This window comes from Snodgrassella alvi (assembly GCF_002777745.1).
GTDB classification, from domain to species: Bacteria; Pseudomonadota; Gammaproteobacteria; order Burkholderiales; family Neisseriaceae; genus Snodgrassella; species Snodgrassella alvi_D.
Map to the genome: position 1 here is coordinate 38248 of NZ_MEIO01000062.1, position 26103 is coordinate 64350.

39 protein-coding genes are annotated in these 26103 nt (G+C 43.0%); 35 read left to right on the plus strand and 4 right to left on the minus strand.

The window, feature by feature from the left end:
- The first annotated feature begins 261 nt into the window (after positions 1 to 261).
- Complete coding sequence (gene lnt, locus BHC51_RS10690) at positions 262 to 1782, plus strand: apolipoprotein N-acyltransferase (protein WP_100154035.1); 1521 nt, start codon at positions 262 to 264, stop codon at positions 1780 to 1782.
- A gap of 235 nt (positions 1783 to 2017) precedes the next feature.
- Positions 2018 to 2866 carry an RNA polymerase sigma factor RpoH gene (gene rpoH, locus BHC51_RS10695; protein ID WP_100100573.1) on the plus strand — a complete coding sequence of 283 codons (849 nt, stop codon included), beginning with the start codon at positions 2018 to 2020 and terminating at the stop codon, positions 2864 to 2866.
- Between the two features lie 237 nt (positions 2867 to 3103).
- Here the strand turns inward: rpoH and BHC51_RS10700 are convergent, their stop codons facing one another.
- Complete coding sequence (locus BHC51_RS10700) at positions 3104 to 3946, minus strand: DUF3579 domain-containing protein (RefSeq protein WP_100153997.1); 843 nt, start codon at positions 3944 to 3946, stop codon at positions 3104 to 3106.
- 523 nt (positions 3947 to 4469) lie between these two features.
- Here BHC51_RS10700 and BHC51_RS10710 point away from each other — a divergent pair.
- Positions 4470 to 4808 (plus strand): P-II family nitrogen regulator, encoded by a 339-nt coding sequence (locus BHC51_RS10710; protein WP_100100571.1) that lies wholly within the window; start codon positions 4470 to 4472, stop codon positions 4806 to 4808.
- 31 nt (positions 4809 to 4839) lie between these two features.
- Positions 4840 to 6165: an ammonium transporter gene (locus BHC51_RS10715; protein WP_100124013.1), complete on the plus strand. Its 1326-nt coding sequence runs from the start codon at positions 4840 to 4842 to the stop codon at positions 6163 to 6165.
- Between the two features lie 95 nt (positions 6166 to 6260).
- Here the strand turns inward: BHC51_RS10715 and pncC are convergent, their stop codons facing one another.
- The 3 genes from pncC to orn are packed head-to-tail and all read right to left on the minus strand — an operon-like array spanning position 6261 to position 8970.
- Positions 6261 to 6734, minus strand: coding sequence for a nicotinamide-nucleotide amidase (gene pncC / locus BHC51_RS10720; RefSeq protein ID WP_100100569.1), 474 nt, complete (start codon positions 6732 to 6734; stop codon positions 6261 to 6263).
- Positions 6715 to 8373 (minus strand): glucose-6-phosphate isomerase, encoded by a 1659-nt coding sequence (gene pgi / locus BHC51_RS10725; protein WP_100135854.1) that lies wholly within the window; start codon positions 8371 to 8373, stop codon positions 6715 to 6717. Before pgi ends, pncC begins: the two co-directional genes overlap by 20 nt.
- Positions 8374 to 8421: 48 nt before the next feature.
- Positions 8422 to 8970, minus strand: a complete 549-nt coding sequence (gene orn, locus BHC51_RS10730; protein WP_100100568.1) for an oligoribonuclease — start codon at positions 8968 to 8970, stop codon at positions 8422 to 8424.
- Between the two features lie 357 nt (positions 8971 to 9327).
- Between orn and BHC51_RS10735 the strand changes: the two genes are divergently transcribed.
- The 31 genes from BHC51_RS10735 (at position 9328) to BHC51_RS10885 (ending at position 26098) form a co-directional block, all read left to right on the plus strand.
- Positions 9328 to 10614, plus strand: coding sequence for a M48 family metallopeptidase (locus BHC51_RS10735; protein WP_100124012.1), 1287 nt, complete (start codon positions 9328 to 9330; stop codon positions 10612 to 10614).
- 2 nt (positions 10615 to 10616) lie between these two features.
- Positions 10617 to 11501, plus strand: coding sequence for a ribosome small subunit-dependent GTPase A (gene rsgA, locus BHC51_RS10740; RefSeq protein WP_100153999.1), 885 nt, complete (start codon positions 10617 to 10619; stop codon positions 11499 to 11501).
- Positions 11502 to 11760: 259 nt separating this feature from the next.
- Positions 11761 to 12405, plus strand: a complete 645-nt coding sequence (gene rplC, locus BHC51_RS10745) for a 50S ribosomal protein L3 (RefSeq protein WP_037406952.1) — start codon at positions 11761 to 11763, stop codon at positions 12403 to 12405.
- Positions 12405 to 13025 carry a 50S ribosomal protein L4 gene (gene rplD / locus BHC51_RS10750; protein ID WP_025331819.1) on the plus strand — a complete coding sequence of 207 codons (621 nt, stop codon included), beginning with the start codon at positions 12405 to 12407 and terminating at the stop codon, positions 13023 to 13025. Before rplC ends, rplD begins: the two co-directional genes overlap by 1 nt.
- On the plus strand, positions 13022 to 13336 hold the full coding sequence (gene rplW, locus BHC51_RS10755; RefSeq protein WP_180296494.1) for a 50S ribosomal protein L23: 315 nt from the start codon (positions 13022 to 13024) through the stop codon (positions 13334 to 13336). Before rplD ends, rplW begins: the two co-directional genes overlap by 4 nt.
- Before the next feature lie 5 nt (positions 13337 to 13341).
- Entirely contained in the window at positions 13342 to 14178 is an 837-nt protein-coding gene (gene rplB / locus BHC51_RS10760; protein WP_100100564.1) for a 50S ribosomal protein L2, read from the plus strand.
- Between the two features lie 5 nt (positions 14179 to 14183).
- Positions 14184 to 14459: a 30S ribosomal protein S19 gene (gene rpsS, locus BHC51_RS10765; protein ID WP_037406960.1), complete on the plus strand. Its 276-nt coding sequence runs from the start codon at positions 14184 to 14186 to the stop codon at positions 14457 to 14459.
- A 10-nt stretch (positions 14460 to 14469) separates the two neighbouring features.
- Positions 14470 to 14799 carry a 50S ribosomal protein L22 gene (gene rplV, locus BHC51_RS10770; protein ID WP_037406961.1) on the plus strand — a complete coding sequence of 110 codons (330 nt, stop codon included), beginning with the start codon at positions 14470 to 14472 and terminating at the stop codon, positions 14797 to 14799.
- A 9-nt stretch (positions 14800 to 14808) separates the two neighbouring features.
- A complete protein-coding gene (gene rpsC, locus BHC51_RS10775; RefSeq protein WP_100100563.1) occupies positions 14809 to 15513 on the plus strand; it encodes a 30S ribosomal protein S3 in 705 nt (234 codons plus the stop codon).
- Complete coding sequence (gene rplP / locus BHC51_RS10780) at positions 15497 to 15913, plus strand: 50S ribosomal protein L16 (protein WP_037394618.1); 417 nt, start codon at positions 15497 to 15499, stop codon at positions 15911 to 15913. The genes rpsC and rplP overlap by 17 nt, the downstream gene beginning before the upstream one ends.
- The gene (gene rpmC, locus BHC51_RS10785) at positions 15913 to 16104 is read left to right on the plus strand and encodes a 50S ribosomal protein L29 (protein WP_025331702.1); all 192 of its coding nucleotides are present in this window, start codon (positions 15913 to 15915) and stop codon (positions 16102 to 16104) included. The genes rplP and rpmC overlap by 1 nt, the downstream gene beginning before the upstream one ends.
- Positions 16104 to 16367 carry a 30S ribosomal protein S17 gene (rpsQ, locus tag BHC51_RS10790; RefSeq protein WP_100100597.1) on the plus strand — a complete coding sequence of 88 codons (264 nt, stop codon included), beginning with the start codon at positions 16104 to 16106 and terminating at the stop codon, positions 16365 to 16367. The genes rpmC and rpsQ overlap by 1 nt, the downstream gene beginning before the upstream one ends.
- Positions 16368 to 16599: 232 nt before the next feature.
- Positions 16600 to 16968 carry a 50S ribosomal protein L14 gene (gene rplN, locus BHC51_RS10795; RefSeq protein ID WP_025331700.1) on the plus strand — a complete coding sequence of 123 codons (369 nt, stop codon included), beginning with the start codon at positions 16600 to 16602 and terminating at the stop codon, positions 16966 to 16968.
- Positions 16969 to 16979: 11 nt separating this feature from the next.
- Positions 16980 to 17303, plus strand: a complete 324-nt coding sequence (gene rplX / locus BHC51_RS10800; protein ID WP_100100562.1) for a 50S ribosomal protein L24 — start codon at positions 16980 to 16982, stop codon at positions 17301 to 17303.
- A gap of 10 nt (positions 17304 to 17313) precedes the next feature.
- A complete protein-coding gene (rplE, locus tag BHC51_RS10805) occupies positions 17314 to 17853 on the plus strand; it encodes a 50S ribosomal protein L5 (protein ID WP_025331698.1) in 540 nt (179 codons plus the stop codon).
- Between the two features lie 2 nt (positions 17854 to 17855).
- On the plus strand, positions 17856 to 18161 hold the full coding sequence (gene rpsN, locus BHC51_RS10810) for a 30S ribosomal protein S14 (RefSeq protein ID WP_100100561.1): 306 nt from the start codon (positions 17856 to 17858) through the stop codon (positions 18159 to 18161).
- Between the two features lie 14 nt (positions 18162 to 18175).
- Positions 18176 to 18568 carry a 30S ribosomal protein S8 gene (rpsH, locus tag BHC51_RS10815; protein WP_100100560.1) on the plus strand — a complete coding sequence of 131 codons (393 nt, stop codon included), beginning with the start codon at positions 18176 to 18178 and terminating at the stop codon, positions 18566 to 18568.
- 9 nt (positions 18569 to 18577) lie between these two features.
- Positions 18578 to 19111 (plus strand): 50S ribosomal protein L6, encoded by a 534-nt coding sequence (gene rplF, locus BHC51_RS10820; RefSeq protein WP_100100559.1) that lies wholly within the window; start codon positions 18578 to 18580, stop codon positions 19109 to 19111.
- Between the two features lie 13 nt (positions 19112 to 19124).
- A complete protein-coding gene (gene rplR / locus BHC51_RS10825; RefSeq protein WP_025331694.1) occupies positions 19125 to 19478 on the plus strand; it encodes a 50S ribosomal protein L18 in 354 nt (117 codons plus the stop codon).
- 19 nt (positions 19479 to 19497) lie between these two features.
- A complete protein-coding gene (gene rpsE / locus BHC51_RS10830) occupies positions 19498 to 20016 on the plus strand; it encodes a 30S ribosomal protein S5 (RefSeq protein ID WP_100100558.1) in 519 nt (172 codons plus the stop codon).
- Positions 20009 to 20194 carry a 50S ribosomal protein L30 gene (gene rpmD / locus BHC51_RS10835; protein WP_100100557.1) on the plus strand — a complete coding sequence of 62 codons (186 nt, stop codon included), beginning with the start codon at positions 20009 to 20011 and terminating at the stop codon, positions 20192 to 20194. The genes rpsE and rpmD overlap by 8 nt, the downstream gene beginning before the upstream one ends.
- 1 nt (position 20195) lies before the next feature.
- Positions 20196 to 20630 carry a 50S ribosomal protein L15 gene (gene rplO, locus BHC51_RS10840; protein ID WP_100100556.1) on the plus strand — a complete coding sequence of 145 codons (435 nt, stop codon included), beginning with the start codon at positions 20196 to 20198 and terminating at the stop codon, positions 20628 to 20630.
- A 13-nt stretch (positions 20631 to 20643) separates the two neighbouring features.
- A complete protein-coding gene (gene secY / locus BHC51_RS10845; RefSeq protein ID WP_100154000.1) occupies positions 20644 to 21960 on the plus strand; it encodes a preprotein translocase subunit SecY in 1317 nt (438 codons plus the stop codon).
- Positions 21961 to 21965: 5 nt separating this feature from the next.
- Positions 21966 to 22184 (plus strand): translation initiation factor IF-1, encoded by a 219-nt coding sequence (gene infA / locus BHC51_RS10850; protein ID WP_003684714.1) that lies wholly within the window; start codon positions 21966 to 21968, stop codon positions 22182 to 22184.
- A gap of 18 nt (positions 22185 to 22202) precedes the next feature.
- Positions 22203 to 22316: a 50S ribosomal protein L36 gene (gene rpmJ, locus BHC51_RS10855; RefSeq protein WP_003697674.1), complete on the plus strand. Its 114-nt coding sequence runs from the start codon at positions 22203 to 22205 to the stop codon at positions 22314 to 22316.
- 58 nt (positions 22317 to 22374) lie between these two features.
- Positions 22375 to 22737, plus strand: coding sequence for a 30S ribosomal protein S13 (rpsM, locus tag BHC51_RS10860; RefSeq protein WP_100154001.1), 363 nt, complete (start codon positions 22375 to 22377; stop codon positions 22735 to 22737).
- 16 nt (positions 22738 to 22753) lie between these two features.
- Positions 22754 to 23146, plus strand: coding sequence for a 30S ribosomal protein S11 (gene rpsK / locus BHC51_RS10865; protein WP_025331688.1), 393 nt, complete (start codon positions 22754 to 22756; stop codon positions 23144 to 23146).
- 15 nt (positions 23147 to 23161) lie between these two features.
- Entirely contained in the window at positions 23162 to 23782 is a 621-nt protein-coding gene (rpsD, locus tag BHC51_RS10870) for a 30S ribosomal protein S4 (protein ID WP_025331687.1), read from the plus strand.
- A 24-nt stretch (positions 23783 to 23806) separates the two neighbouring features.
- Complete coding sequence (locus BHC51_RS10875; protein WP_093092405.1) at positions 23807 to 24793, plus strand: DNA-directed RNA polymerase subunit alpha; 987 nt, start codon at positions 23807 to 23809, stop codon at positions 24791 to 24793.
- Between the two features lie 18 nt (positions 24794 to 24811).
- The gene (gene rplQ / locus BHC51_RS10880) at positions 24812 to 25195 is read left to right on the plus strand and encodes a 50S ribosomal protein L17 (RefSeq protein ID WP_100100554.1); all 384 of its coding nucleotides are present in this window, start codon (positions 24812 to 24814) and stop codon (positions 25193 to 25195) included.
- A gap of 516 nt (positions 25196 to 25711) precedes the next feature.
- Positions 25712 to 26098 carry a hypothetical protein gene (locus BHC51_RS10885; RefSeq protein WP_100124008.1) on the plus strand — a complete coding sequence of 129 codons (387 nt, stop codon included), beginning with the start codon at positions 25712 to 25714 and terminating at the stop codon, positions 26096 to 26098.
- Positions 26099 to 26103 lie beyond the last annotated feature (5 nt).

The window sequence follows — 26103 nt, forward strand, 5'->3', positions numbered from 1 at the left end:
GTTGTGTATTGAAATACCATTGGTTTGGAACTGCTTCTGAAATATTCTGCTTTAAGAGTGGTAGCAAAATAATACTATCGCTGAATAGTAGCTGCGCAGTCCATAGCAGATACATTTAAAAGCTCATTTGCTCAGGCTGATAAATACGAGTCTTTGCTAACACTAGCTTAATAATTTAAGCAGATTTAATTTGTCAGGCTAAATGTTTTGGAGATTTATGTGACTAATCAAGTGGATATGCCTGAGCAGCACTCTTTTGGTATGAAATATCATGCAGTTCTAGCAAGAGCATGGGTGTACTGGCCACTGTTATTATTGTCAGCAACTCTGGTGCCATTTGCCTTTGCTCCCTACTATCATTACTGGCTATTACCTGTTTTGCTGGCAGTCTTATTGATTTTACAGACTGCACGACCACAATGGCGGGTTCGTTCTGTCTATCTATGGGCGTTAACAGCATATACAGTACTACTGCACTGGATAGACATTGCCTTACATGATATTGCCGGATTACCACAGTTTTTAGCGTGGCCACTAACCATGCTGTTACCAGCCTATCTGGCTATTTATCCTGCTCTGGTATTCTGGTTACTGGGGAAATTCAGTTGTTCCAATACAATCCGCCATACTGTAGTATTACCGCTCTTATGGACACTGGCTGAATTCGCGCGAGAACGCGCACTAACCGGTTTTGGCTGGGGTATCTGGGGATACAGTCAGATAGCAGATTCAGCTCTAGCTGGCTTTGCGCCAGTAGGTGGCATTTTTCTGGTGACACTGGCTACTGTTGCTAGTGGAGCATGGTTGGCTGAATTGTTACTGGCAAAAAGAAACAAAATAAGGATTGGCTGTGGCGTCAGCTTGATAAGCGTGTGGCTGCTAGGAATAATTTTATCACAGTGCAACTTTACACAGGCGGATGGTACTCATGCAACAGTCGCGCTGGCGCAAGGCAATATTCCACAATCACTTAAATGGGATGATCGTTCGTTACAGCCGACACTACAGCGTTATCTTGATCAGATAGCCAGTACGCATGCAAGTATTGTGATTCTGCCTGAAACAGCCATTCCGGTAATGCGACAGGATATGCCACCAGAACAACTGGATCTATTTACTCGTCTTGCACGTAAACATGGTTCAGCATTGGCAGCAGGTATACCCCAATATACTGAAGATGGAACCGGTTACCTGAATGCAGTAGTTAATTTTACTGCCTCTCCGTCTGGAGCTAGGTTACCTTACTATGCTAAAAACCATCTGGTTCCATTTGGTGAATATATACCATTGCCACTATTTCTGGGCTGGCTGTATCGTTGGATGGATATGCCACTGGCTGGTTTCTCTAGAGGCGGTTCTGTTCAGGCACCATTAGAACTGGCTAATCAACGTGTTGCTTTTAATATCTGCTATGAAGATGGTTTTGGCGATGAATTAATCGCGGCGGCCAGTCAGGCCAGTCTGCTGGCAAATGTAAGCAATATGGCTTGGTATGGACATTCACATGCCATGGAGCAGCATTTGCAGCAATCACAGGCAAGAGCATTAGAAACTGGGCGCTATATGGTACGTGCAACCAATACAGGTATGACAGCCATTATTAATCCCAAAGGGCAAGTCGTGGCATACCTTAAGCCTGATACAGCGGCTGTATTGGAAGGTGAGATAGCTGGTTATCAAGGTAGTACGCCATATATGTGGCTAGGTAGTAGCTGGCCTTTGGCTTTTATCAGCTTGTTTTTGCTATTCATTATCTATGTTTATGGACGCTGCCGCCATTGAGTAAACCAGTTTGATGTGTATAATGATTAATTTATACAATCGAAATTTTCGATATACATTACTTTACCAATAATGAACAAATCATAAATAGTAATTGAAGTACATTCTTATTTTAATTACAATGATAAATTACCAGCTTAGTTATTGATTGATTGGTTTTGCTGTAACAAACAACGTGTTATCGTGTTGCGGCTGGAGTAATTAAAATAATTGGGCACACATAGAAAGGACAGGCATGAATACCGCTTTTGCATTACCCGTGCCGACCGGGCATGGTAGTTTGGAGCAATACATTCATACCGTAAACAATATTCCGATGCTCACTCCTGAAGAAGAGCAGGATTTGGCGGTACGCCAGACCGAAGGGGATTTAGAGGCCGCTAAAAAATTAATTTTGTCTCACTTGCGTGTAGTGGTTTCTATTGCACGGGGTTATGATGGTTATGGTTTGAATCAGGCAGATTTAATTCAGGAAGGCAATATTGGTTTGATGAAGGCGGTAAAACGCTTTCAGCCAAGCCGTGGCGTCCGTCTGTTTTCATTTGCCGTACACTGGATTAAGGCTGAGATTCACGAATTTATTTTACGTAACTGGCGTTTAGTGCGTGTGGCTACCACTAAACCACAGCGTAAGCTGTTTTTCAATTTACGTAGTATGCGTAAATCCATGGCCGCATTGAGTAATAAAGAAGCGCAGTCGATTGCGGATGATTTGGGCGTAAAACTTTCTGAAGTTCTGGAAATGGAACAACGCATGACCGGTAAGGACATGTCGTTACTGGCAGAAAATGATGATGAAGATAACTTTGCTCCGATAGACTGGTTAACTGATAACACTACCGAACCAACGCAAGTGCTGGCGCAGCAGGCAAATTATACATTGCAGACAGAAGGTTTGCAGACAGCACTGGCTAAACTGGATGATCGCAGTCGCCATATTGTTGAAAGTCGCTGGCTGGCAGATGATGGCGGGTTAACCCTGCATGATCTGGCTGGTGAGTATGGAGTATCTGCTGAACGTATCCGTCAGATTGAAGCGAAAGCAATGCAGAAGTTACGTGGCTATCTGTCAGAAGCAGAGTAAGAATTGTCTATTGAGATTTAACCGGATTGAAAGTGTTCTTTAATCCGGTTTTTATTGGTTTTAGAGAATTAAAAGATTGATGTAATCTATCTGTAATATTTTTATTTATTTGAGATTGCATAGCCGGAAATTATAGATTATGTCATATTAATCTGTTTTGGTGATTAATATTCGTTAATGAAGAGACAGAATATTGAATATTCTGTCTTTTTATACATATGCTTCTGATATGCTTGCTTAAGAAAGTTTCAGGCTAAATTTATGGCTGCATAAAGTAAAGCCATGTTTCAAATACAAATGATGCATATTATTGTTGTCTGAGGAAATACTCGAATCAGCATGGATGCTATTACAGTTTTCTTTATCTGCAATTGATTTCAGCGCTTCAAAAATCTGACTAACCTGCTCATCAGCAATTGGTGAATGATGGCTAGCCAGATCGTCAATGTGTAAATGACGTCCGGCCACAAAATTGGTCACAATACGGAAACCGCAAACGGTTACGGCATTCTGCTTGCCCTCCTCAAATATTCCCAACAATCGGTAACCTTCTGCTTGCTGAATCAGTATTAATTCCTGAAATTGGGTGATATCGCGAATATTAGAGTGTAATAGGTGTAATGCAGCAAAAGCAGAAGTGGTTTCTACAGGTGTCAGTTCGCGTAATTGATTAACCAGAGCGTGTGGTTTTGTTGCTGCTTCTGCATGTGGATTCGTTCCTTGTTTTTGTTTCTTATCGGTATTTCCATGAGCTACAGCGTCTGTTAAGCTAATCTGTTTATGTTCCTGTTCTTCTAGTAATGCCTTGCAATCCAGAATACGTAAATCATTATCACGGGCAAAATCCATCAGGAAATTAAAAGCAGTAGCACTGATTTGCTCCAGTTTGCGATCAACGGCGACACAGCGGATATTGTCTACTAGAATCGGCCGTACCCATTGGTGATAAGACAGACGGTGCCCCTGATCAAAAGAAGACAAAACACCGCATAGTCTTTCAGCCCAGTCACTGGGGCGAAAAGGTTTATTATTATTTGTCATGCCCTGAATAACAATTTCATATGGATTGCAAATTAGCATGTTGGCCTCTTGATAGAAACAAAAGTCTGAATAATGTGTATGTGTTTATTTTACTGTTAGTGTGCAATTATACCTGATAGTAACTGATTGATGTATGCCACTTGCGTGTCATTTGTCAGGAAGATTATATATTTCTGAGAATGTAGTTTTATAACATCTCTACGACTTTTTTCCGCAGATGTAATTTGTTCCAAATATGGTATTAGAAGAAATAATGTATGGATAATCATTCGTTGTTGTAAATTAATATCCATAATAGATATTCTAAATTTTTTGTATTCTTTGTTGTATTTACTATGTTCTATGGTTTGTACTGGGGTTGTGACAGTAAAAACTAATGAATAAATTAATGGTAAATAAAAATCAATACTCCAGTAATTTTGATACATCTTTGCAAATTTAAAGGAAAGATGTATGGTTTGATTAATTAGTGTTTGCTACTCGTAAACAGAGCTACTTAGCCAGATGAAGTTGTTTGGAAATGCTCGGTTGTAGGTAGTGGGTTTCGATTAAGAGGTGTTATATGAAAAAAATCACAGCGATGATTAAACCTTTCAAACTGGATGATGTGCGTGAAGCTTTGGCCGAAATAGGGGTGCAGGGGATGACAGTAACCGAAGTAAAAGGTTTTGGTCGGCAAAAAGGCCATACTGAAATCTATCGCGGCGCTGAATATGAAGTGGATTTTTTACCTAAGATTAAAATTGAAATTGTGTTGGTGGATGAACTGGTAGAGCGTGCTGTTGAAGCCATTATTACTAGTGCCAGAACGGGTAAGGTAGGTGATGGCAAGATTTTTGTTTCACCTGTAGATGAGGTGGTGCGAATCCGCACCGGTGAGTCGGGCTCGGCAGCTGTATAGACAGTAGCAGATAATCAATAAGGGAGGGAAAATGAATCGGATTAAAAACTGTGTTATAGCCACAGTACTGTTATTGCCATTACCACTATTAGCTGCTGATTTGTCTGGTTGGTGGCGGCCACTGTCGGAGATAAACGCAGGTAACACGGCATGGGTAATGACTTCTGCGGTACTGGTATTATTAATGACAGTACCTGGATTAGCCTTATTTTATGGCGGTATGGTACGTAAAAAAAATGTGCTGGGCACCATGATGCACAGTTTTGTGGTTGCTGCGTTGGTAAGTGTACTGTGGATGATAATAGGCTATTCGTTTGCTTTTACGCCGGGTAACGCATTTATTGGTGGTTTTGACCGTTTTATGCTTGGTGGTATGGGATTGGATCAAACCAGACAAATGACTACCATTGTGAATGGAGACGGTACTGTTCCCGAGTCGGTATTTATGTTTTTTCAAATGACCTTTGCAATTATATCCACTGCGATTGTGACCGGTGCTTTTGCTGAACGTTTGAAATTTTCAGCTTTATTATTATTTTCTGGTCTCTGGGTAACATTTGTTTATGCTCCTGTATGTCATTGGGTGTGGGGTGGTGGCTTCATGGCTGATGCGCATACGCCGGTTTTGGACTTTGCCGGAGGAACAGTTGTGCATATAAATGCTGGTGTTGCCGGATTAGTAGCAGCATTGGTGATTGGTAAACGTCTGGGTTATGGTAAAGATGTGATGGCACCACATAATATGGTGTTAACTTTAATCGGTGCTGCTATGTTATGGGTGGGCTGGTTTGGCTTTAATGCCGGTTCTGCCGGTGCTGCTGATGCATCTGCTGGGATGGCTATGGCCGTTACTCAGGTTGCGGCCGCTGCTGCTGCATTGACATGGATGTTGTGTGAAAAACTGGCCGGACATAAGCCATCAGCTTTAGGTATGGCTTCTGGTGCCGTATCCGGTTTGGTGGGAATTACTCCCGCTGCTGGTTTTGTTGATCCACAGGCTGCGCTGGTGATTGGGCTGGTAACAGCCGTTGCTGCTTATTTTGCAGCAGTATTTTTAAAACGCAGATTTGGTTATGATGATTCGCTTGATGCTTTTGGTATTCATGGCTTTGGTGGTATTGTTGGTTCAATTTTAACCGGACTGCTGTTCAGTAATACTATCTTCGGGGGAGATGCTACGGTTGGTAGTCAGTTGCTAGCACAAATAAAGGATGTAGCCATTACAATCGTGTATAGTGTGGTGATGACTTATTTGATTCTTAAGATTGTAGCAATTGCTTGTCGTGGTTTGCGTATTGATCACGATGCTGAGCGCGAAGGTATGGATGTGAGTATTCATGGTGAGCGTATTGAATAAAGATAGCTAATTTTGCCGGCTGAATTGAAATAAAAACTGGCCGGTTTTGCATAACCGGCCAGTTTTTATTTTATCTGCCTGAGTATATCCTCAGCTTAGCGGTGTAGATACTGATGTAAAAAACGCAATGCGTATTTTACTGCCTGTGCTCGAATCATATCGCGGTCACCATTAAACTGGTGATGCTTTGCCCAGATGCGTTGTTTGGTTGCCAGTCCAAACCATACAGTACCAACAGGTTTTTCAGCGCTGCCGCCAGTTGGTCCTGCAATACCGGAAACAGAAAGGGCATAATCTGCTTTGGCATCAATCAGTGCACCCAAAGCCATTTCGCGTACACATTCTTCACTAACAGCGCCATAATGGCGCAAAGTTGTATCATTAACGTTAAGCAGTTGCTGCTTAGCCTGATTGCTGTAAGTTACGTAACCCATATTAAACCAGCTGGAACTGCCCGGCAGGCGAGTCAGTTCTGCAGCCAGCAGGCCACCGGTGCACGATTCAGCACAGGTTACGGTATGTCCCAGTGCATCCAATTTGGAAGTGATGTCAAGCAAGGTTTGTGTCATGGTGATGTTTTCTAAAATAGTCAATGAGGCCGTTAGTAGAAGCATCATGGCGTAGCGGATCGTCTGTGCTCAACTCAGGTTCAATATTTTTGGCCAAAACTTTGCCATATTCTACACCCCACTGATCAAACGAATTAATCCCCCAGATTACTCCCTGTACAAATACTTTATGTTCATACATTGCCAGTAGCATACCCAGATTAAATGGATTGATTTCATCCAATAGTAGTGTATTGGAAGGCTGATTTCCGGGAAATACTTTCTGTGGTGCCATAATATCGCGGCATTTATTGTCTAGGTGCATAAGTTCTGCATATGCTTCTGCCAATGTTTTACCGCGCATTAACGCTTCAGTCTGAGCAAAAGCATTGGCTGCCAGTACTTTATGTTGAGTACTGACGTGGTAATAGCTGTTAACCGGAACAATAAAATCAGCAGAAATCAATCGTGGTCCCTGATGAAGTAGCTGGAAGAAAGCATGCTGGCAATTAACGCCTTCTTCACCCCAAATAATGGGGCCGGTATCAAAATCCAGTCTTTCCCCATAACGGCTTACCTGTTTGCCATTGCTTTCCATATCCAGCTGTTGCAAATGTGCAGCCAGACGGCGTAGCCCATGATCATAAGGAATAATGGCATGGCTGGTAGTGGTATAAAAAGTGTGATACCACAAACCAATCAGGCCAAGTAATACCGGGATATTATGTCGTAGAGGCGCATGAAAAAAATGTTCATCCATCGCCCGTCCACCAGCAAGAAAATTCTGGAAATTTTCTTTACCAATAGCACAAATTACCGATAGACCAATAGTAGACCAGACGGAATAGCGGCCTCCTACCCAGTCGAACATAGCAAATATATGTTCCAAAGTAATGCCAAAGGCCTGTGCTTTGTCAACTGCACTGGTAATAGCAATAAAATGATGGCTGATATCCGCTTCGCTCATCCCTTGCTGTAAAAACCAGTTGCGCGCGGTTTGCGCATTAAGCAAAGTTTCAGGTGTGGTGAAAGATTTACTGGCAATAATGAAAATGGTAGTGGCGGGCTTAACATTATCCAGTACCTGCATTAAATTGGCACCATCAACATTGGCAACATAATGGATATTTAATCCTGCCTGCTGAAACGGACGTAATGCCAGAGTGACCATTTCTGGACCAAGATGGGAACCACCAATGCCAATATTGATAATATCGGTAATGCGCTCGCCATGAGCTCCTGTATATTCACCATTGCGCACTGATTCGGCAAAACTGTAGGCGTGTTCAAGTTCACGATGAATATCGGGTACGATATTATGATCGTCAACATATACTTCAGCAAATGGTGGTAGTCTAAGGGCTGTATGCAGTACTGCGCGATTCTCACTAACATTAATTTTGTCGCCATGGCGCATTTTATCAGTCCAGCCACGCACATCGGCAATGTTTGCCAGCTCAATTAATAATGCCAGAGTGTCTTCAGTAATACGATTTTTACTGTAATCCAGTAACAGACCATTTAATTGTTCATGCATTTGCTCAAAACGGTCTGGTTGTTGCTGGAATAAATCGCGCATGTGCAAAAAACGGGTACTACGCTGGTGTTGATGCAGTTGCGCCCAAATGGCTGTCTGATTAATAGGGCAGGATGGATTCATCATGACTAGAGTTGATTTCAGCAAAGATTAATGGCGCAGTATACAAAATCAGGCAGATATAGTTAAGAAATGTTGCCGATAATAGGCCATTTCTTCAATGCTTTCTTTAATATCATCCAGAGCCTGATGTGCCCCTTTTTTGCTGACACCCTTAGCAACCGTAGGATTCCAGCGTTTAGCCAACTCTTTTAATGTCGATACATCTAGGTTGCGATAGTGGAAGTAAGCTTCTAGGCGTGGCATGTAGCGCACCATGAAGCGGCGATCCTGATGAATGGTGTTACCACACATTGGCGAAACTTTTTCCGGTATCCATTCACTAATGAAGGAAAGCAGTTTTTCTTCGGCCTCGGCTTCGGTCAGTGAGGATGCTTTTACCTTATCCACCAGACCAGTACGGGTATGGGTGGCAGTATTCCATTTATCCATATGGTCAATAATACTGTCAGGCTGATGAATAACCAGCACTTCAGACTGTGCCAAGATATTCAGATCACTATCGGTGATTATCATGGCTACTTCTATAATCCGATCAGTATCCGGATTTAATCCGGTCATTTCCATATCGAGCCAAGCAAGATTTTTAGCGTTTTGCATATCTTAATCTTGATTAATAATAAAACATCATTTTAGCTTTTTTTTATTATGGCTGATAGTTTAACCTGATTTTTTTACTTGCAAATGTGTCATCAGTTGAGTGGCTGTAATTGTTTTAAAAGAAGATACACTGCAATAGACAAAACCGGATGTGTATTATCCTAGACTGAGTATTTAATTAGCCTGATGTAACCACTAGTTTGCTACAGTCACAGGATTCTGTTCCAGCAGAATACATCTCATTTTAATACTGATAATCGCAGTAATATTTGGCTGACCACCAACTATTAGGTGCTTAATTAACCAGTAGTGGATAAACTCCGATACAATAACTATTTTCAAGCATAGTGTGTTTTTATGGCGTTTGAACTTTCTGCACAAACAGTTTATATACTGTTTTTACTCTTTTTTGTATGTAGTACATGTGGTCAGCTATATCTGTCTGTACGTCAGAGCAAGGCAGTGTTAGCGCATCGTAACCATGTACCTGCGGCCTTTACGCAGAATGTATCACTGGCGGAACATCAGAAAGCGGCAGATTATACTTTAGCTAAACAACGTCTGGCACGTTATGAAATTCTGTTTCAGGCACTATTATTATTGCTGTTTACTCTGGGTGGAGGGCTGGATTTACTGGCACGTTTAAATCAGAAATGGGTACAGCATGATATTGCTCAGGGAATCGTACTTATTGGTCTGTTTGCGCTGGTGAACATGATTCTGGGCTGGCCAATAGCATGGTATCGTAATTTTCGTCTGGAAACCAAATTTGGCTTCAATAAAATGACACTGGCTACATTTATGGCTGATCAATGTAAAGGCTGTCTGTTAGCCATAATTATTGGTTTACCCTTATTGTATGTTGTTTTGTTGCTGATGCGAATCTTGATCGCGACACACTGGTTTGGTGGTGCCTGGTGGTTGGTTGTATGGCTGGTGTGGGTAATTTTTTCTTTGTTGCTGATGTGGGCCTTTCCGAAATGGATTGCTCCGCTTTTCAATAAATTTGAACCATTGAAAGACGATATTCTGCGTGCCCGAATCGAAAACCTGTTGCACCGCACTGGTTTTCACAGTGATGGTATTTTCGTCATGGATGGATCCAGACGAAGTGGACATGGCAATGCTTATTTTACGGGTCTTGGAAATCATAAACGTATTGTATTTTTTGATACTTTGCTGAAAGATATGCAGGCTGGCGAAGTTGAAGCAGTTTTAGCACATGAATTGGGACATTTTGCACATAAACATGTATTCAAACAAATGATTGTCACTTTTATACTGGCGTTAGTCATATTTGCTGTTTTAGGCTGGTTATTGCCACAGTCAGGCTTTTATCTTGGTCTGGGTGTACATGAATCCAGTCATGCCATGGCTTTATTATTATTTATGCTGGTGTTGCCGGTTTTTACTTTCCCATTTTCACCATTGGCGAGTGTATTATCACGCAAGAATGAGTTTGAAGCGGATCAGTTTGCGGCAAAATATGCTGATGCCAGTGATCTCATTCACGCCTTAACTAAACTTTATCGTACCAATGCCGCCAGTCTAGTTAGTGATATCTGGTATTCGCGGTTTTATGACTCACACCCGGGTGCGCGTGAACGTATTGCTGCGTTACAGATAGCCACAAAGGCAGATTAAGTATGGTGCAGCAAATAAATGAGTTATTAACAGCACAGATTATTACCAGTTTTGGACGCCGATTTATGGTGCGCACGCCCGCTGGAAAAATCTATGAAGCCACTACCCGCAGAAAAAGAATTGATTTTGCCTGTGGTGATCAAGTTCATATAGAACACATCAATCAGCAGCAGGCTGTCATTGAAGATTACTTGCCGCGGCGCAGCCTGCTTTATCGTCAGGATGCCACGCGCAGCAAGCTCATTGCAGCTAATGTTACGTTAATGCTGATCGTACTGGCTGCTGTACCTACTCCGAGTGAGTTATTGTTACAGCGTGCATTGCTGGCCGCAGAAGCAGCAAACATACCGCCGCTGATTGTATTAAACAAGGCAGATTTGCCTCAGAGTGCGCAATGGCTGGAAAAACTCGAGTTTTATCAGAGCTTGGGTTATAAGGTTATAAATATTAGTGCTTTGCGGGATGTGATCGTGCTGCGTAAGTATTTGCAGGGAGAATGTGCAATCCTGTTAGGTCAGTCTGGTATGGGTAAATCTACATTAACCAATGCATTGCTGGGTAATGATCAGGCACGGGTCGGTACCATTTCTGTAGCACTGGATTCCGGTCGTCATACCACAACCCACGCGCAGCTATATGATCTGGATGCAGACAGTCAGCTTATTGATTCTCCTGGTTTGCAGGCATTTGGTCTGCATCATTTGCAGGTAAGCGCCTTAGTGCATTATTTTCCCGATATGCGCCAGTACATCGGACAGTGCCGTTTTCATAACTGTACCCATCGTCAGGAACCAGACTGTGCCCTCAAGCAAGCTGTGGCTGATGGAAAATTAAAACCTGAGCGGCTCCAGTTTCTGCAAAATATCACTGATGAACTAAGCAAATAAAATTTTTTAGAAGTAAAAAACAGAATTATTTCGGGATTGCATGTAATGGCGGAAAAAATAAAAAAACCACACAATTAGTCATATATAAAGTATAAGCGTTGTTTTTTTATCTAAAAATCCGTGCTTTACTTGCATAAAAATTGATTCGTGCGGAATAAACATGATAATATCGCCATCTTGCCGATTTTACGTCGGCAAGATTCTTTATTTGTGCGAGGCCAATCAATCGTAATTGGTCCCTTTATAAAAGGAAATAACTATGACTTTAGGTCTGGTTGGGCGCAAAGTAGGCATGACGCGCGTGTTCGATGAGAACGGCGCTTCAGTTCCGGTAACTGTACTGGATATGTCTGCTAACCGCGTCACTCAACTCAAATCCGAAGCTACCGACGGCTACACTGCTGTACAGGTAACTTTCGGTCAGAAAAAAGCCAATCGCGTAAGCAAGGCGCAGGCAGGTCACTTTGCCAAAGCTGGTGTTGAAGCTGGTCGTGGTTTGGTTGAATTTGCTGTTTCTGAAGAAAAACTGGCTGAATTGTCTGTTGGTGCTGAAATCAATGTTGGCATTTTTGCAGCAGGCCAGCTAATTGATGTCACTGGTACCAGCAAGGGTAAAGGTTTTTCTGGCACCATCAAACGTCACAATTTTGGTTCTCAGCGTGCTTCTCACGGTAATTCCCGTTCCCATCGTGTGCCTGGTTCAACCGGTATGGCACAGGATCCGGGCCGAGTATTCCCGGGTAAACGTATGGCTGGTCAGTACGGTAACGTTAAATCCACCATTCAAAACCTGGAAATCGTACGTGTAGATACTGAACGTCAGCTGTTGCTGGTGAAAGGTGCAGTGCCCGGTGCGGTTAACAGCGACGTTGTCGTGCGTCCGAGCGTGAAAGTAGGTGCGTAATGGAACTGAAATTAATTGATGCTCAAGGTCAGGTTGCAGGTGCTGTTGCTGCTTCTGATGCATTGTTTGCACGTGAATACAATGAAGACTTGGTTCACCAGTTGGTTACTGCCTTCTTGGCTAATGCGCGCTCTGGTAACCGTTCACAATTGACTCGTGCTGAAGTGAAACACTCCACTAAAAAACCATGGCGTCAAAAAGGAACAGGCCGTGCCCGTTCCGGTATGACATCTTCTCCGCTGTGGCGTAGTGGTGGTCGTGCGTTTCCGAATAAGCCTGATGAGAATTTTACTCAGAAAGTAAATCGCAAGATGTACCGTGCAGGTATGGCGGCTATCTTGTCACAACTGGTTCGTGACGAACGATTGTTTGTTATTGATGAATTATCTGCAGCTACACCTAAAACCAAAGCATTTGCCGAACAGGTGAAAAATCTGGGTATGGAGCAAGTATTGTTCATTACCAAACAGCTGGATGAAAACGTTTACTTGTCTAGCCGCAATCTGCCAAATGTATTGGTTCTGGAAGCACAGCAAACTGATCCGTACAATCTGTTACGCTTTAAGAAAGTAGTGCTTACCAAAGCAGCAGTTGCACAACTTGAGGAGCAATGGGTATGAATCAACAACGTTTAATGCAAGTGCTCTTGGCTCCTGTTGTTTCTGAAAAAAGCAACATGCTGGCTGAAAAACGCAACCAAATGACGTTTAAGGTATTGCCAAATGCCACTAAGCAGGAAATCAAAGCTGCTGTGGAATTATTATTTAGTGTGAAAGTGGACTCTGTGGCCACTACAATCATTAAAGGCAAAAGTAAACGTTTTGGCCGTACCATCGGTAAGCGCAGCGATGTGAAAAAAGCTTATGTCAGCCTGGCGGCTGGTCAGGAGCTAGACATTGAATCTGCTACCGCTTCTGCAGATAAGGAATAAGCACTATGGCTATTGTTAAAATGAAGCCGACTTCTGCTGGCCGTCGCGGCATGGTACGCGTGGTAACAGAAGGCTTGCACAAAGGTGCTCCCTATGCACCATTATTGGAAAAACAGTCTTCAACTGCTGGTCGTAACCACGGTGGCCGTATTACCACTCGTCATAAAGGTGGTGGTCATAAACACCACTATCGTATTGTAGACTTCAAACGTAACGATAAAGACGGTATTGCCGCAAAAGTAGAACGCATTGAGTACGATCCAAACCGTACTGCACATATTGCTTTATTGTGTTTCGCTGATGGAGAACGCCGTTACATTATTGCTCCGCGCAATGTACAGGTGGGTGCTACACTGGTTTCTGGTTCTGAAGCTGCAATTAAGGCTGGTAATAATCTGCCAATTCGCAATATCCCGGTTGGTACAACTCTTCACTGTATCGAAATGAAACCGGGTAAAGGCGCTCAGATTGCTCGCTCAGCTGGCGCATCTGCCGTACTGCTGGCTAAAGAAGGTGTATACGCACAGTTGCGTCTGCGTTCTGGTGAAGTACGTAAAATCCACGTTGACTGCCGTGCCACCATTGGTGAAGTAGGCAACGAAGAACAAAGCCTGCAAAAACTGGGTAAAGCCGGTGCCAAACGCTGGCGCGGTATTCGTCCAACCGTACGCGGTGTGGTAATGAACCCGGTAGATCACCCACATGGTGGTGGTGAAGGCCGTACTGGTGAAGCCCGTGAACCGGTTAGTCCATGGGGTACACCGACCAAAGGCTATCGTACTCGTCGTAATAAACGCACGAACAACATGATTGTTCGCCGCCGTTACTCAAATAAAGGTTAACTGATATGGCTCGTTCATTAAAAAAAGGCCCATATGTCGACCTGCATTTACTGAAAAAAGTCGATGCGGCTCGTGCTACTAATGACAAGCGCCCGATTAAAACCTGGTCACGTCGTTCTACTATTTTGCCTGATTTTATCGGTCTGACCATTGCTGTTCACAACGGCCGCACTCACGTGCCGGTTTTCATCAGCGATAATATGGTAGGTCATAAATTAGGTGAGTTCTCATTGACCCGTACCTTCAAAGGCCACTTGGCCGATAAGAAGGCTAAAAAATAAGGGATAAAACATGAGAGTTAGTGCACAACACAAAAATGCCCGCATTTCTGCGCAAAAAGCCCGTCTGGTTGCTGATCTGGTGCGTGGCAAAGATATTGCCCAAGCGTTGAATATCCTGACATTCAGCCCGAAAAAAGGTGCTGAGCTGATCAAAAAAGTACTGGAATCTGCTGTGGCAAATGCCGAGCACAATGAAGGTGCTGATATTGACGAACTGAAAGTGGTTACTATTTATGTCGACAAAGGCCCAAGCCTGAAACGTTTTCAGGCACGTGCAAAAGGTCGTGGTAATCGCATCGAAAAACAAACTTGTCACATCAACGTGATTGTGGGCAACTAAGGAAAAGCGATGGGACAAAAAATTAACCCTACAGGCTTTCGCCTGGCAGTGAATAAAGATTGGTCTTCCAAATGGTTTGCCAAAAGCGGCGACTTTTCCAAAGTGCTGAAAGAAGATATTGACGTACGTAATTTCTTGCGTAAACGTCTGGCTAATGCTTCTGTTGGTCGCGTTGTAATTGAGCGTCCGGCTAAATCTGCACGCATCACCATTTACAGTGCTCGTCCAGGTATTGTAATTGGTAAAAAAGGCGAAGATATTGAAGTATTGAAACGTGATTTGCAAAAAATCATGGGTGTACCAGTACACGTCAATATTGAAGAAATTCGTAAGCCGGAAATTGATGCGCAAATCATTGCGGACAATATCGCTGGACAACTGGAAAAACGCGTGATGTTCCGTCGTGCCATGAAACGTGCAATGCAAAATGCTATGCGCGTTGGCGCAAAAGGCATCAAAATCATGTCTTCCGGTCGTTTAAACGGTATTGAAATTGCGCGTACTGAATGGTATCGAGAAGGCCGAGTTCCTTTGCATACTCTGCGTGCCAACGTAGATTATGCCACTAGCGAAGCCAAGACGACATATGGCATTATCGGTATCAAAGTTTGGGTTTACAAGGGTGAATTAACCCCTGGTGAAATCCAGGCTAAGCCGGAACAGGAAAAGAAACACAGCAGAAAGGCAGGTGGTCGAAATGCTGCAGCCAACTAGAATGAAATACCGCAAGCAGCAAAAAGGTCGTAATACCGGTATTGCTACTCGCGGCAACAAGGTTAGCTTTGGTGATTTTGGTCTGAAAGCTGTAGGTCGTGGTCGCTTAACTGCTCGCCAGATTGAGGCCGCACGTCGTGCAATGACCCGTCACATTAAACGTGGTGGTCGTATCTGGATTCGCGTTTTCCCGGATAAACCCATTACTGAAAAACCAATTCAAGTACGTATGGGTGGTGGTAAAGGTAATGTAGAATATTATATTGCCGAAATCCAACCGGGCAAAATGCTCTACGAAATGGACGGTGTAGATGAAACTTTGGCACGTCAGGCTTTCGAACTCGCCGCGGCCAAATTGCCGATTCAGACCGTATTTGTTAAACGCCAGGTAGGTCAATAATGAAAACCAGTGAATTGAAAGACAAATCTGTTGAGCAGTTAAACGAAGAACTGGTTGGTCTGTTGAAAGCGCAATTTGGATTGCGTATGCAGCATGCCACCGGCCAGCTGGGTAAAAACAGTGAGCTGAAAAAAGTGCGTCGTAATATTGCTCGTGTAAAAACCATTTTGCACCAGAAGGATGGTGAATGATGACTGAAGCTAAAAACGTACGTACTTTGCAGGGCAAAGTCGTGAGCGACAAAATGGATAAAACTGTAACCGTACTGGTGGAGCGTAAAGTAAAACATCCGCTATATGGTAAAGTGATTCGCCGTTCTACTAAAATCCATGCACACGATGAGCAGAACCAATTTGGTATTGGTGACGTTGTTGTCATTTCTGAAAGTCGCCCATTATCAAAAACCAAAAGCTGGGTTGTAACAGAGCTGATTGAAAAAGCACGCAATGTGTAATTAACACAACAATGTGCTGCAATTAGGGAACGAAGTCTTGCGACAATCAGATATTGTCTGTAAACTTCGTTCCTTAACTTTCAGTTTCTTGAAAGTTTCCGGCGTTCGCCGGAACTCTCCCTTCGGGACCCAAGACTGGTTTACTAGAACCGATAATGGTTTCAAACAGCCATAAAGAAGTAACTGGCTGAATGAAAGCGGTAAATTAAGTTGGATTTTAAAAGGTAAAAACATGATTCAAATGCAGACCATCTTAGATGTGGCTGACAACTCTGGTGCACGCCGTGTAATGTGTATCAAAGTATTAGGTGGATCTAAGCGTCGCTACGCATCTGTGGGCGACATTATCAAAGTGGCCGTTAAAGACGCAGCTCCTCGTGGTCGCGTTAAAAAGGGCGATGTATATAATGCTGTGGTAGTACGTACAGCTAAAGGTGTACGTCGTAATGACGGTGCACTGATCAAATTTGATAACAATGCAGCCGTGCTGTTGAATACTAAACTGGAACCAATTGGTACCCGTATTTTTGGCCCGGTAACCCGAGAGCTACGTACTGAGCGATTCATGAAAATCGTTTCATTGGCTCCTGAAGTACTGTAAGTGAGGTTGCAATGAAAAAGATTAAAACTGGTGATCAGGTGATCATCATTGCCGGTAAAGATAAGGGCAAACAGGGTAAAGTGGTGCGTGTTTTAGGTGAAAAAGTGATTGTTGACGGTATAAACCGTGTAAAGCGTCACCAGAAACCTAACCCCATGCGTGGGATTGAAGGTGGTGTAATCACTAAAGATGCGCCATTGGCTATTTCTAATGTGGCGATTTTCAATCCGGAAACCCAAAAAGCCGACCGCGTAGGTATCAAGGTAGAAACAGTAGACGGTAAAGTAGTACGTACCCGTGTATACAAATCTACCGGTGCCGCCGTGGGAGCTTAAGGAGTAATCAATGGCTCGTTTAAAAGACTTTTATAACACCACTGTTGTTCCTGAATTGACCAAACAGTTCGGTTACAAATCTATCATGGAAGTACCGCGTATTGAAAAAATCACCCTGAATATGGGGGTTGGTGAAGCGGTTGCCGATAAAAAAGTAATGGAACATGCAGTTGGTGATCTGGAAAAAATTGCTGGTCAGAAACCAGTTGTAACCGTAGCACGCAAATCAATTGCAGGCTTTAAAATCCGTGATAACTATCCGATCGGTTGTAAGGTAACTTTACGCCGTGACCGTATGTATGAGTTTCTGGATCGTCTGATTGCTATTGCCCTGCCTCGTGTGCGTGATTTTCGTGGCGTGAATGGTAAATCATTTGATGGCCGTGGTAACTACAACATGGGTGTGCGTGAACAAATTATTTTCCCGGAAATTGAATACGATAAAATCGATGCTTTGCGTGGTTTGAATATCACCATTACCACAACTGCAAAAACTGATGCAGAAGCCAAAGCACTGCTGTCTCTGTTCAAATTTCCGTTTAAGGGTTAATTATGGCTAAGAAAGCACTTATTAATCGTGAGCTGAAGCGTGCAGCTTTGGCAAAAAAATATGCTGCCAAACGCGAAGCCATTTTCGCTATCATTAACGATGCCAATGCGACTGATGAAGAGCATTTTCAGGCACGTCTGAAATTGCAGGCAATTCCGCGAAATGCTGCTCCGATTCGTCAACGTCGTCGCTGCGCTTTGACTGGTCGTCCGCGTGGTAATTTCCGTAAATTCGGCTTGGCCCGTACCAAAATCCGTGAAATCGCCATGCGTGGTGAAATTCCGGGCGTAATCAAAGCCAGCTGGTAATAGGAGTATAAAATATGAGTATGCATGATCCTATTTCCGATATGTTGACCCGTATTCGCAATGCACAGCGTGCGAATAAAGCTTCTGTAAGCATGCCTTCTTCTAAACTGAAAGTGGCTATTGCCAAAGTTTTGAAAGAAGAGGGTTACGTAGAAGATTTCGTCGTATCTTCTGAAACCAAGGCGACATTGGAAATACAATTGAAATACTATGCTGGTCAGCCTGTGATTGAACGCATTCAACGCGTATCACGCCCTGGTCTGCGTGTATATAAGGGTTTCAACGACATCCCTTCTGTAATGAACGGTTTGGGCGTTGTGATTGTAAGCACTTCTAAAGGCGTAATGACTGACCGTAAAGCCCGTGCCAATGGTATTGGTGGTGAGTTATTGTGCGTAGTTGCCTAAGGGGAAAACATGTCTCGAATTGCAAAACATCCGGTAGTGGTTCCGGCTGGCGTTGACGTTAAGTTTTCTCCAGAGGCTATTATTGTTAAAGGTAAAAACGGCGAATTATCCCTGCATCAGCATGCTGAAGTTAATGTAGCACTGAATGACGGACAATTACTTGTTACCGCCAATGACAACAGCACAAAAGCAAATGCTTTGTCTGGTACTGTACGTGCGTTATTGCACAACATGGTCGTAGGCGTAAGCAATGGTTTTGAGAAAAAACTGCAATTGATTGGTGTAGGTTATCGCGCTCAGGCTCAAGGTAAAGTATTGAATCTTTCTTTGGGTTACTCTCATCCGATTAACTACGAACTACCAGAAGGCATTACTGCTACTACTCCTTCAGCTACCGAAGTAATCATTGCCGGTGCTGATAAACAGGTAGTAGGGCAAGTGGCCGCTGAAATTCGTGGATTCCGTCCGCCAGAGCCTTATAAAGGTAAAGGCGTACGTTATGCTGATGAGCGTGTCGTTATTAAAGAAACCAAGAAAAAATAATTGAGGCTCACTGATGGATAAAAATGTAGCAAGACTGCGTCGCGCACGTAAAACCCGTGCCAAAATTGCAGCCCTGAACAAAGTGAGATTGTGCGTTTTCCGCACCAATAATCACATTTATGCCCAGGTTATTAGCGCTGAAGGTGATCGAGTATTGGCTCAGGCTTCTACTCTGGAAGCTGATGTGCGAGCCAGCATCAAATATGGCAGCAATGTTGATGCTGCTGTAGTGGTTGGTAAACGCATTGCTGAAAAAGCTAAAGCAGCTGGCATCGATGCAGTGGCATTTGACCGTTCAGGTTTTCAATACCATGGTCGCGTTAAAGCCTTGGCTGAGGCAGCTCGTGAAAACGGCTTGAGCTTCTAATAAACTGGAGACCAGAAATATGGCAAAACACGAAACTGAAGAACGCGGTGACGGCCTGATCGAAAAAATGGTTGCCGTAAACCGTGTGACCAAAGTGGTTAAAGGTGGCCGCATTATGGCTTTCTCGGCTTTAACCGTAGTTGGTGATGGCGATGGTCGCATCGGCATGGGTAAAGGTAAATCTAAAGAGGTACCTGTAGCTGTACAGAAAGCTATGGATCATGCTCGTCGTAACATGATTAAAGTACCTTTAAATGGCCGTACCATTCATCATGAAGTAATTGGACGTCATGGTGCTACTCGCGTATTCATGCAGCCAGCTAAAGAAGGTAATGGTGTAAAAGCTGGTGGTCCAATGCGTTTGGTATTTGATGCAATGGGTATTCATAATATCTCTGCTAAAGTACATGGTTCAACCAATCCGTACAATATTGTTCGTGCAACATTGGATGGTTTATCTAAACTGTATACTCCGGCTGAAATTGCTGCTAAACGTGGCCTGACCGTAGAAGAAATTTTAGGAGCAGATCATGAGTGAGCAAAAAACCGTACGCATTACACTGGTTAAAAGCTTGATTGGTACTATTGCCGCTCATCGCGCCTGTGCTCGCGGTTTAGGTTTGCGTCATCGTGAACATACCGTTGAAGTGCTTGATACCCCCGAAAATCGTGGCATGATCAACAAAATCAGCTACCTTTTGAAAGTGGAGAAGTAACATGCTTTTGAATACCATTCAACCAGCTGAAGGTGCTAAACATGCGGCTCGCCGCGTGGGTCGCGGCATTGGCAGCGGTTTAGGCAAAACTTGTGGCCGTGGTCACAAGGGTCAGAAAAGCCGTAAAGGTGGTTATCATAAAGTTGGTTTCGAAGGTGGTCAGATGCCTTTACAGCGTCGTCTCCCGAAACGTGGCTTTAAATCTCTAACTGCTGGTTTTAATGCAGAAGTGCGTTTGGATGATCTGGCTAAAGTTGCAGTTAACGAAATTGATGTTTTAGTACTGAAACAGGCCGGACTCGTGCCTGCTACTGCCTTAAATGTTAAAATCATTGCATCAGGCAGTATCGATAAAGCGGTAACTTTAAATGGTATTAAAGCCACCAAAGGTGCGCAGCAAGCCATTGAAGCTGCCGGTGGTAAAGTAGCAGAATAAGGCAAGGAATCAAGTGGCTAATCCGCAATCCGCAACAGGACTTTCAAAGTTCGGTGATTTAAAAAATCGTCTGTTGTTTTTACTTGGTGCGTTGGTTGTATTCCGCATCGGTTCGCATATTCCAGTGCCCGGTGTGGATGGTGCTGCTTTGACCAAACTGTATGAAAGTGCCGGCGGAGGCATATTAAGCATGCTTAATATGTTTTCCGGCGGTTCACTGCAACGGTTTAGTATCTTTGCAATAGGTGTGATGCCTTATATTTCAGCGTCAATTATTGTACAGCTGGCTTCCGAAATTATTCCCTCCTTGAAAGCTCTTAAAAAGGAGGGAGAAGCTGGTCGTCGTACTTTGACTAAATATACGCGTTATGGCACCGTTTTGCTGGCTACATTGCAAAGCTTTGGTGCTGCTGCATTTGTTTATCAACAAAATGTAGTAGTTTCCGGTCAGTTTGAGTTTTACCTTTCAACCATGGTGTGTTTGGTTACCGGAACCATGTTTTTAATGTGGTTGGGTGAACAAATTACTGAACGTGGTATTGGTAATGGTATTTCGCTGATTATTACTGCCGGTATTGCAGCTAGTCTGCCTGCTGGTATTGGTCGCTTGTTGACATTAACTAGTCAGGGTTCCATCAGTTATCTAATGGCTGTTGCGCTGATTATTGGTGCATTAGCATTGATATATGCAGTTGTCTATATCGAAAGCGCACAACGTAAAGTACCTGTGCAATATGCTAAGCGGCAGGTTGGTAATCGTATTATGCAGGCGCAAAATTCTCATTTACCCTTTAAACTGAACATGGCCGGCGTTATTCCGCCAATCTTTGCATCTAGCATTATTCTGTTTCCCTCTACCTTGTTAAGCTGGTTTGGTTCAGCGAATCAGGATGGATGGCTACAGAAACTGGCCACATTATTGCAACATGGTCAGCCTGTTTATATTTTGCTATTTGCAGCTACTATTATCTTCTTTTGTTATTTCTATACAGCTCTGGTGTTTAGTCCAAGAGAAATGGCAGAAAATCTGAAGAAAAGTGGTGCTTTCGTGCCGGGTATTCGCCCTGGTGAACAGACCAGCCGTTATCTGGAGAAAGTTGTATTGCGTTTGACCTTTTGGGGCGCAATTTATATAGCTATCGTGTGCCTGATTCCAGAAGTACTGACTTCTGCGATGAATGTACCTTTCTACCTAGGTGGCACCTCACTACTTATTCTGGTGGTGGTGACCATGGATTTTAAAACGCAAATTGCTTCATATGTTATGAGTAGTCAGTACGAACATCTGATGAAGCGTTCTGCGATGAAATCATTATCATCACGTCGTTAAGTATTATGGCTAAAGAAGATACCATACAGATGCAGGGTGAAATCCTTGAAACCCTGCCCAACGCAACTTTTAAAGTTAAACTAGAAAACGATCACGTCGTTTTGGGTCATATCTCTGGAAAAATGCGTATGCATTACATCCGCATTTCTCCAGGAGATAAAGTGACTGTGGAATTGACTCCGTACGATTTGACTCGTGCACGCATCGTTTTCCGCGCCCGCTAAGAGTAGAAAGGAAATAATATGCGCGTTCAGCCGTCGGTAAAGAAAATTTGCCGCAATTGTAAAATCATTCGTCGCAACCGCGTTGTGCGAGTGATTTGTACTGACCCTCGTCATAAACAACGCCAAGGCTAATTGGATAACCTTAAGTCTTTGTGTTATAGTGACAGAATTTTTGCCCTAAGGAAAAAATATGGCTCGTATTGCAGGGGTGAATATCCCTAACAATGCCCATATCGTAATTGGCCTTCAGGCTATTTATGGTATTGGTTCGTCTCGCGCTAAACTGGTTTGCGAAGCTGCCGGCGTTGTGCCGAGCACTAAAGTTAAAGATTTGGACGAGGCTCAACTTGATGCTTTACGTGAACAAATTACCAAATACCATGTAGAAGGTGATTTGCGTCGTGAAGTGACCATGAACATCAAACGTTTGATGGACATGGGCTGTTATCGTGGTCTGCGTCATCGTCGTGGTTTACCATGTCGTGGTCAACGTACTCGTACCAATGCGCGTACACGTAAAGGTCCGCGTAAGGCGATTGCAGGCAAGAAATAATTGATAAGGAACAATAATGGCTAAAGCAAACACAGCTCGTGTGCGCAAGAAAGTACGTAAATCCGTAAGTGAAGGTATTGTGCATGTGCATGCATCTTTCAATAATACCATCATTACTATCACTGATCGTCAGGGCAATGCATTATCTTGGGCTACCTCTGGCGGAGCTGGTTTTAAAGGATCACGTAAGAGCACACCATTTGCCGCTCAGGTTGCGGCAGAAGCAGCTGGTAAAGTTGCCCAAGAGTATGGCGTAAAAAATTTGGAAGTTCGCATTAAGGGGCCGGGTCCTGGTCGCGAATCTTCTGTACGTGCGCTTAACGCTCTTGGTTTTAAGATTACCAGTATTACAGACGTTACTCCATTGCCACACAATGGTTGTCGGCCACCTAAAAAACGTCGTATCTAACAGGAGTATTTGAGTATGGCACGTTATACCGGCCCGAAATGTAAATTAGCCCGTCGTGAGGGCACTGATCTGTTTCTGAAGAGTGCACGTCGCTCTCTGGATTCTAAATGTAAACTGGACTCTGCTCCTGGTCAGCATGGCGCGAAAAAGCCTCGGTTATCTGGCTATGGTTTGCAATTGCGTGAAAAACAGAAAATCCGCCGTATCTACGGTGTTTTAGAACGTCAGTTTCGCCGTTATTTTGCTGAAGCAGCCCGTCGTAAAGGTTCGACTGGTGAATTGTTGCTTCAGTTGTTGGAATCTCGTTTAGATAATGTGGTATATCGTATGGGTTTCGGTTCTACACGCGCCGAGGCTCGTCAGTTGGTATCCCACAAAGCCATTACTGTGAACGGCCAAGTTGTGAACATTCCTTCTTTTCAGGTAAAAGCTGGTGATGTTGTTGCTGTTCGCGAAAAAGCCAAAAAACAGGTGCGTATTCAGGAAGCATTCAGTCTTGCTAGTCAGATTGGCTTGCCAAGCTGGGTTTCTGTTGAAGAAGGCAAGCTGGAAGGTGTTTTCAAAAACATGCCAGATCGCACTGAATTGAGTGGCGATATTAATGAACAGCTGGTGGTAGAGTTTTACTCTAAATAAAGCTGGTTAAGTGAGGACAGTTAAATGCAAAACACATCCGAATTCTTGAAGCCGCGTCAAATTGACGTGGACACCTTGTCTGCTACCCGTGCCAAAGTGTCTATGGAGCCTTTTGAACGTGGTTTCGGCCATACGTTGGGAAATGCTTTGCGTCGTATCTTACTGTCATCAATGAATGGTTATGCGTCGACAGAAGTAACGATTGAAGGCGTATTGCATGAGTACTCTACGCTTGACAGTGTGCAGGAGGATGTGGTTGATATCCTGCTTAATCTGAAAGGCGTAGTATTTAAGGTGCATGGTCGCACAGAAGTAACTTTAAGTCTGAAAAAATCAGGAGCTGGTGTTGTTACTGCTGCTGATATTGAGTTACCACATGATGTCGAAATTGTTAACCCTGATTACGTTATCTGCCATCTTTCTGAAGGTGGTAGTATCAATATGGAAATTAAGGTTGAACAAGGTCGAGGTTATGAATCTGTGTCTGGACGTCGGAATAAAGACGACCACAAACGTATCGGCGCTATTCAACTAGATGCAAGCTTTTCGCCTATCAGTCGTGTCAGCTTTGAAGTAGAACCTGCGCGCGTGGAACAACGCACTGATTTAGATCGTCTGGTTCTGGATATTGAAACTAATGGTGCTATCGATCCAGAGGAAGCGGTTCGCAGTGCGGCCTGTATTTTAATTGACCAGATGTCAATTTTTGCAGATTTACAGGGCACGCCGGTTGCGGTGGTGGAAGAAAAAGAACCACCAATTGATCCGATTTTGCTTCGTCCAGTTGATGATCTGGAGTTGACCGTTCGTTCAGCAAACTGCTTGAAAGCTGAAGATATTTACTATATTGGCGATTTGATTCAACGCACAGAGACTGAATTATTGAAAACCCCTAATCTGGGTAGAAAATCTCTGAATGAAATCAAAGAAGTTTTAGCTTCTAAGGGTTTAACGTTGGGTTCAAAGCTTGAAGCTTGGCCACCGGCCAGCCTTGAAAAGCCACAAGTTTGATGATTAAAGGATAATGACATGCGTCATCGTAATGGTAACCGCAAATTAAATCGCACAAGTAGTCATCGTGCTGCTATGTTGCGTAATATGGCCAATTCTTTGTTGACTCACGAAGCAATCGTAACTACTTTGCCTAAAGCAAAAGAGTTACGCCGCGTAGCTGAACCATTGATTACTTTGGGTAAAAAACCTTCATTGGCTAATCACCGTTTAGCTTTTGATCGTACACGTGATCGTGATGTTGTTGTAAAATTATTTAATGAGTTAGGCCCGCGCTTTGCTAATCGTAATGGTGGCTATCTGCGCATCTTGAAATATGGTTTTCGTAAAGGTGATAATGCTCCACTAGCCTTAGTTGAGTTAGTTGAGAAAGCTCCTGAAACAGAAGTTGTAGCTGAGTAATCAGACTTCACGAACAAGCCAGCCTTTTAGGCTGGCTTGTTTCATTTTGATGTTTTGCCTTCAGTTTACTTAATAGCTTTGATAATTTTTTTCTTAATTTATATATTTGAAGATTAATTTGATAAGGTTAATTTACTAACTCTGTTACATACTGATATGTAGTATACGCTTTCTATATTGAATTTAAGGCATTACATTTTCATTTGATAGTCAAAGCTTGTAATTTATATAGTATGGCTGCTGGTCTTTGATATTTATGCTCTTTTACAGTAACTTTTAAAACACATATTTAGTTGTTATTAATTGCAGATGTTGGAAATTAGCTGATTTTTGACGTGAATTGAATTTTTTTCTTGATTTTCTGTAAGATATTTTTGTTTGAATTAACAAAATTGTGTTTTTATCCAAGTTCTTAGCTTTTTAGAAGGCTATTTTTTGTTTTGAAAGCTGTTTGTAGTTTGTCTTCTGCGTATAATTGTTGTCGTTAAGTTGACCATTGTTATTAAAGGAGAAAGCATGAAATATTTGCGTTTGGCTATATATAGTCTGATTTTTTTGACTTCTTCATTTGCATGGGCTGGTCGTATTTTGCCTAACGATGTTCATATTGTTGTATTGAAGAATGCTAAAGGCCAGCAGGTAGTTTTAGGAACAGCCAAAAAAGCTTGGTTACGTACTTTGAGTCTGGGCTTGGTTAATGGTAATAAAACATTCCAGCTAAGTAAGGCTGTACGGGTGCATGATACTTATAATCGTTTTGTTACTTATAACAATTTGTACCGATTTAGAAATGTGCCAGTAGCTGTACGGTTTGATAGAACTAATAAGATTCAAGAAATTTGGATATTGACAGATGAGGAACAGGATGCATTAATTCGTCCGAATAATCCTCAGGTTGATTAATATTG